The 4652-nt window shown below is 43.2% G+C and carries 4 protein-coding genes; 2 read left to right on the forward strand and 2 right to left on the reverse strand.

Annotated features, from left to right (window positions below; all coding sequences use genetic code 11):
- Positions 1 to 728, reverse strand: a 728-nt coding sequence (gene pyk, locus ACRC27_RS11405) for a pyruvate kinase (RefSeq protein WP_438639912.1), incomplete at its 3' end; no start/stop codon positions are given.
- Between the two features lie 766 nt (positions 729 to 1494).
- Positions 1495 to 1692, reverse strand: coding sequence for a hypothetical protein (locus ACRC27_RS11410; protein ID WP_438623404.1), 198 nt, complete (start codon positions 1690 to 1692; stop codon positions 1495 to 1497).
- A 485-nt stretch (positions 1693 to 2177) separates the two neighbouring features.
- On the opposite strand from ACRC27_RS11410, the gene ylqF reads away from it, so the two are divergent.
- Both ylqF and ACRC27_RS11420 read left to right on the forward strand, forming a co-directional pair.
- The gene (gene ylqF, locus ACRC27_RS11415) at positions 2178 to 3095 is read left to right on the forward strand and encodes a ribosome biogenesis GTPase YlqF (RefSeq protein ID WP_438629994.1); all 918 of its coding nucleotides are present in this window, start codon (positions 2178 to 2180) and stop codon (positions 3093 to 3095) included.
- Positions 3096 to 3363: 268 nt separating this feature from the next.
- Positions 3364 to 4652, forward strand: a 1289-nt coding sequence (locus ACRC27_RS11420) for a lytic polysaccharide monooxygenase (protein ID WP_438639913.1), incomplete at its 3' end; no start/stop codon positions are given.

Consider the following 4652-nt stretch of genomic DNA (forward strand, 5'->3'; position numbering starts at 1 on the left):
GCAACCATGATGCCGTCAGACGCTTCCAGAATTTCGTCAAAATTGTCCAAGCCTTCTTGGTTTTCAATTTTAGAGATAATCTGAATTTTTTCTCCGCCGTGTGCTTTCAGGTGCTCACGGATAGCCAGCACATCATCACGCTTACGGATGAAAGATGCAGCAACAAAATCAACACCTTGCTCACAACCAAAGATCAGGTCGCGCTTATCTTTTTCAGCCAGTGCTGGCAGTTGGATAGAAACACCCGGCAGGTTAACGCCTTTGTTCTCACCCAGATCACCGTTGTTCAGAACGGTACAGATAACGCTGTTTTCAGTCACTGAAGTGACTTTCATACCAATTAGGCCATCATCAACCAGAACGGTATCGCCTGCTTTCAGATCTTGTGCAAAACCTTCGTAAGTTACCGCTACACAACTGGTATTACCGATAACGGTTTTGTCAGTGGTGAAGGTAAATGTCTGGCCTGCAACCAGAGAAACATCGTTACCACCTTCAAGTTTGATGGTGCGAATTTCTGGGCCTTTAGTATCAAGCAAAATAGCCGCGCGTGTTCCGGTTTCAGCCATAACTGCACGCAGGTTAAGAATACGATTACCGTGCTCTTCGTAGTCACCGTGCGAGAAGTTCAGACGCATCACGTTCATGCCGCTATCTAGCAACTTGCCGAGCATCTCTTTAGATTCAGTTTTTGGGCCGATAGTACAAACGATTTTAGTTTTTTTCATGGTCAAATTATCTGCAACGAGTAATGAATAAATTCGGGTGACCAGTCAGCAAATAAGCGCAGAGCTGCTGGCATACGGAGCGTAGTAGTAACGCTATAACACAATAGAAAGATGAAAGATTTTTGAAGATTGTTTTATTCAGGCGTGATAGTTGGTGTGTCAGCGTAAAACGGGCATGCATCAATAGGGAATTATTATTTCTTTTCAGCAAGATAGCTGCGAGAGCGGTGTGAGTGCCTCGGTATAGCGTTTGTCGTAAATTGCCGAAAAGGTTAATCATATAAAATAAATCATATTCCTAAACGCGTGATGCAAATGGCCGAATGTAACACCCTAGCCTGACGTTACATCCGTGTTATCGGTATGCAGTTTGCCATACATAACACCAATGTATTGTATCTGCGGGTTATTGAATGATTAGGCGCATAAAGCACGCTTTGTACGCATGATAATCAGCAGGTCTGTTTATCAGTAATCGAGTATTCAATAGCCTGTTTGTTCGTTAAGTGTGCGATTGTATGACTTGCACTTTTATGCATAAATAATCAATAGTGCGTCTGTTTATCGCGAATGAATGTGACGATAAAAAATATAGATACAGGTCACATTCAGTGTTTACTGTGACCATTATAGGCAGGAAAACGCGATTTTCAAGCAATCTGAATCGATTCAGTAAACTAAGCGCACTAACTGCTTTTATTTACACCGTGAAAAAAATCGTAAGGCAAGTGTATTCGATTGCCTTCACAAAATAGGGTGTATGCGCTTAATCGTAAATATTACAGCGGTAAAGCGCATCGAAATACTGATCAATATTTTCAATGTTCAGCACATACGGGTCACACAACCCAGATTGCCCTGTTGTGGTTTGATAACCCGCGTTGAGCAAATAGCATACACACCAGATGATCAGTACTGCGTAGAGGATTTTCCTGATAAACATTTTGGTGCGAGTTCGTAGCATCTGTGCGCTCACTCAACAGCTATCTGTTGTATTAGGGGTCAAGTCTTGTCGTGATTATATTCAATAAATGCTCAGAGACTGGCGCAGGGTCGGCTCTTTGATTCTGCACTTGAATATTTCTGTATTCGTATCTGTTTATATTTCCTATGTTAGATAAAAGTTTTAGATAAACAACCTTTCGCGATCGAATAGTGTAAATAAAGTGTCAATTTACTCGTTATGTAGACAATACTCGGTTAACACCCTATGCAGCTTTATATGCAGAATGCTTGGTTTAATCAGCGTTAAACGATTACAATCGCCCGCTTTACAATATGAGCTCAGTTTGCTGAATATGCGCTCTTTCTTGCCTTCCCTCGAGAGGAGTGATGCTCCCCTTATTGTAGATATCTGCGTGGGTAGAGATGAGATCTGCGGCAAGCAAGCATGATACGATAAATTTTAAGCCGCACCGGTAGTACGCGGATTGACTGAGGAGTCTAAAAATGGCCATTAACTGGTTTCCTGGGCACATGCATAAAGCCCGCAAAGAGATCGCAGAGGTAATGCCTAATGTTGACCTTATTATTGAAGTACTCGACTCCCGTATTCCGTTTAGCAGTGAAAACCCGCTGGTGCCGGCGTTGCGTGGTGATACACCTTGCCTGAAAATTCTTAATAAATCTGACTTAGCAGATCCAGAAATAACCCAACAGTGGTTAGCACATTTAGAAAAAGAGAAGGGCATTAAGGCAATTGCGTTAACACAGCAGCAGCCAGAGCAAATTCGTGCCCTGCTTGATACGTGTGTAAAAATCGTGCCTAACCGTGGTGGTGATTATAAGCCGTTACGTGCGTTGATATTGGGCATTCCTAACGTCGGAAAATCAACCTTAATCAATACACTGGCTGGCCGAATTATTGCGAAAACCGGTAATGAAGCGGGTGTGACCAAAATGCAGCAGCGTATTAAGCTCGATAACAATATCATTCTGCATGATACCCCCGGTTTTTTGTGGCCAAAGCTGACACCCGAAGCCTGTGGTTTTCGTTTAGCCATTACCGGTGCGATTAAAGATACCGTGATTGATCACGAAGAAGTCGCCATGTTTGCCGCCGAGTATTTTTTAGAGGCATACCCTGAATTATTGAAGGCTCGTTTTCAGTTAAGCGAGTTGCCGGACAGTGATATTGAGCTGATGGATGCTATTGGTCGTCAGCGCGGTTGCTTACGTCGTGGTGGTATTGCTGACTTAAATAAAGTGGCCAGTTTGTTATTGAATGAGTTCCGTACTGCAACTATTGGTCGTATTAGCCTTGAAACACCTGACATGGTGATCCGAGAAGCAGAAGAAGAGCTGATAAAAGCAGAGCTGAAAGCGCAGCAGGATGAGGGAAAAAAGAAGAAGAAAAAGCGCAAATAGTGTCTACGGGAAGCATATGCACAAAAAAAGAGCCGAAAGGCTCTTTTTTTATCACTTTAGTACGAGGTGTTGAATGTAATGTTGATTGTTTTTTCAGCAAGTACACAGTCGGTTTCGCATATATTTTAGTGATTGCTACATTAAATTAACATTGCGCAAACAATCTATGATAATGGTGTTGCAGTTAAGCTGATACGTTGATTTTCCTCCGGGTTTTCTGGCCGGATTTCAATGTAGCCCTCACTCTTTACTCAACTCAGGATTGTGTATGCATAAAGGAACTGCTTTTTCTACGTTATCACTGGCGTTGTTACTCGCCGCTCCCTCTTTAACCTTTGCACACGGGTACATGGAGTTCCCTGCGGCCAGACAGGAGTTTTGTGATAAAGACGGGGGTTATTGGGATTCACAAAATGGTTCCACCATTCCCAATCTTGCGTGCCGTCAGGCTTACCTACAGTCAAGCTGGTATCCTTTTGTACAAAAACCTGAGTTTTCCAAGTTAGTTTCTAATTATAACGATCTCAATGCAGTAAAAGCAGCCATTCCTGATGGGCGTTTATGTTCTGCCGGTGATGATAAAAAAGCCGGTATTGATCAGCCTTCGCCTGATTGGAAAAAAACGGCGATAGATCTCTCAAAAGGTGGGAAAACCACTCTACGTTTTATGGCTGCAACCCCACATAACCCCAGCTTTTGGCAAATATTCCTAACAAAACAAGGTTTTGATTCTGCAACACAAAAACTGAACTGGGCTGACTTAGAACTGATTGCGAGTTTTAATGATCTTCCGGTAACGGTAATTGACGGTAAAAAATATTACCAAATGGATGTGCAGTTGCCGACAGGTCGCACCGGAGATGCGGTGTTATATACCCGCTGGCAGCGTGTTGATCCGGCCGGAGAGGGTTTTTATAACTGTAGCGATCTGAGCTTTGGAGGTGGCAGCGCTGTTGTTGCACCTTGGCTGAATAAAGGCAGTTTTATTAAAGCGGGCCAAGATGCAAAAAGCGGTGAAACAGTGTGGTTTAGAATTTTTGATGCATCAGGTAAAGAAGTGGTGACTGAAACACTGACCCTGACCAGTAGCAATGAAACTGAATCCGTATGGGGGCAGCAGCTAGCCACCAAAGTGAACAGCACTTACGCCAGTATTGTGCAGGTTGGGGTATTGGATAACACCGATAAAGTGATCTATTCCTCAGGTGATTTATACACCAATCAAATTTTTGTGAAGAATAAAGATTATACGTATCAGTTAGATATTCGTGCCGCAAATACGGCTCCGGTTGTCACTGCACCTGCCAGTGTTAGTGTGGCCAGCGGCCAATCGGTCAGCTTTGATGTGTCGGCGACTGATGCAAACGGTGATAAATTAACTTTCAGTGCATCAGCAGGTACAGTGGTCAGTACGACCAATAAAGCAACTATCACCTATCAAGCGCCTGTTTCAGCACAAGATCAAAGTGTGACAATTAATGTGACTGTCAGTGATGGTGTGAATAAAGTGGTACAGCCTGTAATCGTTAATATTAAAGGGACAGGAACACCGCTGCC

It is taken from the genome of Plesiomonas sp. (assembly GCF_051650925.1).
Classification (GTDB): domain Bacteria; phylum Pseudomonadota; class Gammaproteobacteria; order Enterobacterales; family CAMTGL01; genus Plesiomonas.

Bases quoted from the DNA above. Each gene is read 5' to 3' on its own strand.
- ACRC27_RS11410 (WP_438623404.1), bottom strand. From the start codon at position 1,692: ATGCTACGAACTCGCACCAAAATGTTTATCAGGAAAATCCTCTACGCA.
- ylqF (WP_438629994.1), top strand. From the start codon at position 2,178: ATGGCCATTAACTGGTTTCCTGGGCACATGCATAAAGCCCGCAAAGAG.